This is a genomic window from Polaromonas sp. P1_G4 (assembly GCF_056405475.1).
Map to the genome: position 1 here is coordinate 1 of NZ_JBFUCA010000381.1, position 4,170 is coordinate 4,170.

Below are 4,170 nucleotides of genomic sequence, written 5' to 3' on the forward strand. Positions count from 1 at the left end.
TCCATGGGTCAATTGAAAACGCCGCTGGTAACACTAGAAAGCCAAACGGCTCGATCTAATGCAAACCAACGGCGCTAAGCCATTGCCTGATGAACTACAGGTCCTTTGCGTATTTTGGAGAGGTCAGATACAGACAGCCCAGCGGCGAATCGCTGTCGTATTTGCTTCCGGCTGCGATTCTATATCCGGACAAATACAAGCGCAACTTTACGCAGCTTTTAGCGAAATTATTTTGGCCCCGCGTTTTAGTCCATCCAAATAATCGGCCCATTGCTGCATCATTTGGCTTCGCTGTTTTACATACTGGGTCCGGTTATAGGCGCGACCGTTCGCATCCTTCACCGCGTGCGCGAGCTGCGCCTCAATCACCTGAAGATCGCATTCGAGCCGCTCAGCCAGCATCGTCCGCGCTGTAGCTCTGAATCCATGCCACGTCTGGATTTCGGAGGTGTATCCCAACGCGATCAGTGCGGTTCGAACAGAGTTCTCCGAAATGGGTTTCTCATGATTTCGTTCGCCCGGAAAAACTAACGCCCCATGTCCCGTCCAAACGTGAAGCTCACGCAATATCTCAACTGCTTGCTTGGGCAAGGGGACAAGGTGCGGATCCCCGTTTTCTTTTCCGTCCTTCTCGCGCTTCATACGAGCGGCGGGTATTGTCCACATCCCTTCATCTAAATTGATCTCGCTCCAAGCCGCTGCACGTAGCTCCCCGGGACGCTGAAAAAGCATAGGGGCCAGTTTCAACGCAGCACGAACGACCCGCCCGCCCTTGTAAGCATCGATTGAACGCAGCAATGGAGCCAATGCGTCTGGGTCCGTAATCGCAGCGAAGTGCTTGCCACGGTATGGCGTCAGCGCGCTCTTGAGGCCCACCGATATGTCCCGGTCAACCCGGCCGGTAGATACGCCATATCGCCAGATCTGACCCGCCAGCATCAAGCATCGGTCAGCCGTTTCGAATGCACTGCGCGCCTCCACTTTTCGAACCACAGCAAGCAGCTCAGGAGGCGTAACCGAACTCATCGAGCGATCACCCAACCACGGGAAGACTTCCCGCTCCAATCGACGCAAGGACGTCGCGGCGTKACCGTCGCTCCATTGGGGGATCTGCTTCGCCATCCATTCCAGCGCCACGGCCTTGAAGGTATCGCCTACAGCGCCGGAGCCGGTCAGCTTTTGCAGCTTGCGAGCCGCCATGGGATCCACGCCGGTAGCCTTCAACAGCTTTTCACGGTCCCTAGCGCTCCTAGCAGCCGCGAGGCTTGTCTCGGGGTAACTGCCAAGCGCCATCAGCTTCTCTTGGCTATTAAAGCGGTACTTCCACATCCATCGTTTCGATCCCGCCGGACTGACCTGCAGGTATAGCCCACCCGAATCGRCTACGCGCACGTATTTGCGGTCCTGTGGGCAGGTAGCGTTTTTGCACTTAATGTCATTCAGCATGAAATCGCCTCAGATGGGGGTACGAGAGCTTGGCTCCCCTGAAAACCAGAGGTCGTACCCCGACTCATACCCCCGTTGCAGTCGGGATCGGACTTTATGCCTTTGGATAACTTAAAACAAGTCGCCCAATGAAAAAAGCCACCCGGTGGATACCAACGGATGGCTTTAGATTAGCAAATGGTGGAGCTGGGGGGATTTGAACCCCCGTCCGCAAGCCTTGTTCGGGCAGATCTACATGTTTAGCGGTCTGATTTGAGTCTCGCCACCTGTGTCGCGCAGTCGCACGCTACACAGGACGCCAGCACCCTATTTTCTTGCCCCGGGTTAAGGTACCCAGCCCGGAGCCAGCCGATGAAATTATCTTTACAGCCGGGAGCGTTTAACTTGCGCTAAACACCCCTTGCCCAGCCCATCGGCCTGCTGTTGTAAAGCTCACTGGCAATTAAGCAGCGAGTGCGAAACGTTCGTCGTTTGCAGTTAGTTTGTTTGAATCTGTTTTACGAGCACACTCAGCTCGACATGCACCACACCGCGTCCGAACCCACGTCGAAACCAATGCAGCCCCAGGAGGCCTAGTTTACGCCATTCGCAGYAWATTCAAGAGGGCGCCGGGCGCGGCGATGGTGGCATCGGCYTTCCAGTCCCCGGTATCGGCGGTTTTGCCGAGGTAGCCGTAGGCSGCGGCCACCGTGGGCATGCCCGCAGCCCGTCCTGCGAGGATGTCGCGCTCGTCATCGCCGACATAAATGCAGCGCCCGGGGGCAAGCTCGAGCTGGCGTGCCGCTTCCAGCAAGGGAGCCGGATGGGGTTTGGCATGCGGCGTGGTGTCGCCACTGATGATGGTTTTCGCTGTATTGAACAAAGGCATGGCCTTGGTCAGCRGAATGGTGAAGCGGGCGGACTTGTTGGTCACCACGCCCCATTTGAGGCCCATCTGGTCGATGCGGGCGATCAGATCCACCACACCCTCAAATACGGAGGTGTTTTCGGTCATGCGCGATTCGTAGTTGCTGAAAAACTCCTCCCGGAGCTCACCAAAGCCGGCGTCTTCCGGCGTCAACCCAAAGGCCACGGCAATCATGCCGCGCGCACCCGCTCCGGCCAGGGGACGGTAAAGCGCAAGGGGCAGCGATTCCAGGCCACGGTCGGTGCGCATTTTGTCGGCCGCAGCGCCCAGATCAGGGGCACTGTCAATCAGGGTGCCGTCGAGGTCGAACAGCACGGCATCGGTGTCTTGGAACATGTAGCGGGAATATAGGTAAAAGCGAAACTCAGCTCTTTTGCGTGGCCAGCAGGTAATTCACGCTGGTGTCAGCACTGAGCCAATAGTGACGTGTCAGGGGGTTGTATTCCATGCCCCGGGTTTGCTCAAGCGAAAGACCGGAGGCGCGGCAGTACCCGGCCAGCTCACTGGGTTTGATCAGTTTGGCGTACTCGTGGGTGCCGCGTGGCAGCATATTCAGTACGTATTCCGCCCCAACGATGGCAAACAGAAAGGCCTTGGCATTGCGATTGATGGTCGAAAAAAACACATACCCGCCAGGCTTGACCAGCGCGGCACAGGCCTTGACGATGGAAGACGGGTCGGGCACGTGCTCCAGCATTTCCATGCAGGTGACGACATCAAAACGGCCAGGCTGCTCGGCGGCCAGCGCTTCGGCGCTAATTTCACGGTATTGGACACCTTCGGTCTGGGCCTCCAGTGCGTGAAGCTGGGCGACTTTCAGCGCTTTGGTCGCCAGATCAATGCCCAGGACATCGGCGCCGCGGCGTGCCATCGAGTCGGCCAAAATGCCGCCGCCGCAGCCGACGTCGAGCACACGCAGCCCTTTGAGCGGAACCAGGCTCTCAATCCAGCCCAAACGGAGCGGATTGATCTGGTGCAAGGGGCGAAATTCACTCTCGGTGTCCCACCAGCGGTGGGCCAGGTCCGAGAATTTCGCCAGTTCGGCAGGGTCGAAGTTATCGCTGATAGACATGACGCATTATCGTTGAGGCATAAAAAAACCGCGCCGTAGCGCGGTTTTTAAGCGATCCCAGAGGATTACTTGTTGGCGCGGGTGCCAACCACTTCGATTTCCACGCGGCGATTCTTCGCGCGGCCTTCGGCGGTCTTGTTGTCAGCAACTGGCTGTTTCTCGCCCTTGCCTTCAGTGTAGACGCGGTTTTTCTCGATGCCCTTGGACACGAGATATGCCTTGACGGCTTCCGAACGGCGAACCGACAGCTTCTGGTTGTAAGCATCGCTACCCACGGAGTCGGTGTGACCCACGGCAATGATGACTTCCAGGTTGATGTCCTTGATCTTGCCGACCAGGTCATCCAGCTTGGCTTTGCCTTCTGGCTTGATCACTGACTTGTTGAAGTCAAAGAAAGCGTCAGCAGCGTAGGTAACTTTCGTCGCGGCAGGAGGAGGCGGGGTAGGAGTAGGAGTAGGCGTCGCAGTTTGACCAACAACCGGAGGAGCAGCAGGAGCCATCGCAGGGGCAATTGCGCCGTCGCAACCAGGCGCTGCAGTAGCAGGCGTCCAGTTGGCGTCACGCCAGCACAGTTCGTTGGTACCGTTTTTCCAGACCAGTTCGTTGGAACCGTTTTTCCAGTTGTCGATAGTTTGTGCACCAGCGGCGGTAACAAGCGCTGCGGAAGCAAACAACATTGCCACTTTGTTGAGTTTCTTCATGGTTCTCCTCTAGAGAAAAGCCGCAGACTGGCTGCGATTAGTAA

4 protein-coding genes and 1 other RNA gene are annotated in these 4,170 nt (G+C 57.2%); all 5 read right to left on the reverse strand.

Annotated elements, in window-relative coordinates:
* Positions 1-207 precede the first annotated feature (207 nt).
* The 5 genes from AC1D1X_RS17020 to ompA all read right to left on the reverse strand — a co-directional run bounded on the left by AC1D1X_RS17020 (position 208) and on the right by ompA (position 4,126).
* Positions 208-1,446: a tyrosine-type recombinase/integrase gene (locus tag AC1D1X_RS17020; protein ID WP_477698721.1), complete on the reverse strand. Its 1,239-nt coding sequence runs from the start codon at positions 1,444-1,446 to the stop codon at positions 208-210.
* Between the two features lie 178 nt (positions 1,447-1,624).
* Positions 1,625-2,011: a transfer-messenger RNA gene (ssrA, locus tag AC1D1X_RS17025) on the reverse strand.
* Between the two features lie 12 nt (positions 2,012-2,023).
* Positions 2,024-2,689 carry an HAD-IA family hydrolase gene (locus AC1D1X_RS17030; RefSeq protein ID WP_477698722.1) on the reverse strand — a complete coding sequence of 222 codons (666 nt, stop codon included), beginning with the start codon at positions 2,687-2,689 and terminating at the stop codon, positions 2,024-2,026.
* A 28-nt stretch (positions 2,690-2,717) separates the two neighbouring features.
* On the reverse strand, positions 2,718-3,425 hold the full coding sequence (gene ubiG / locus AC1D1X_RS17035; protein WP_477646284.1) for a bifunctional 2-polyprenyl-6-hydroxyphenol methylase/3-demethylubiquinol 3-O-methyltransferase UbiG: 708 nt from the start codon (positions 3,423-3,425) through the stop codon (positions 2,718-2,720).
* 65 nt (positions 3,426-3,490) lie between these two features.
* Positions 3,491-4,126 carry an outer membrane protein OmpA gene (gene ompA / locus AC1D1X_RS17040; protein ID WP_477667946.1) on the reverse strand — a complete coding sequence of 212 codons (636 nt, stop codon included), beginning with the start codon at positions 4,124-4,126 and terminating at the stop codon, positions 3,491-3,493.
* Positions 4,127-4,170 lie beyond the last annotated feature (44 nt).

What these genes read in the sequence shown, in the direction of transcription:
- ompA (WP_477667946.1), bottom strand. Translation starts at nt 4,126, where the DNA reads ATGAAGAAACTCAACAAAGTGGCAATGTTGTTTGCTTCCGCAGCGCTT.
- ubiG (WP_477646284.1), bottom strand. Translation starts at nt 3,425, where the DNA reads ATGTCTATCAGCGATAACTTCGACCCTGCCGAACTGGCGAAATTCTCG.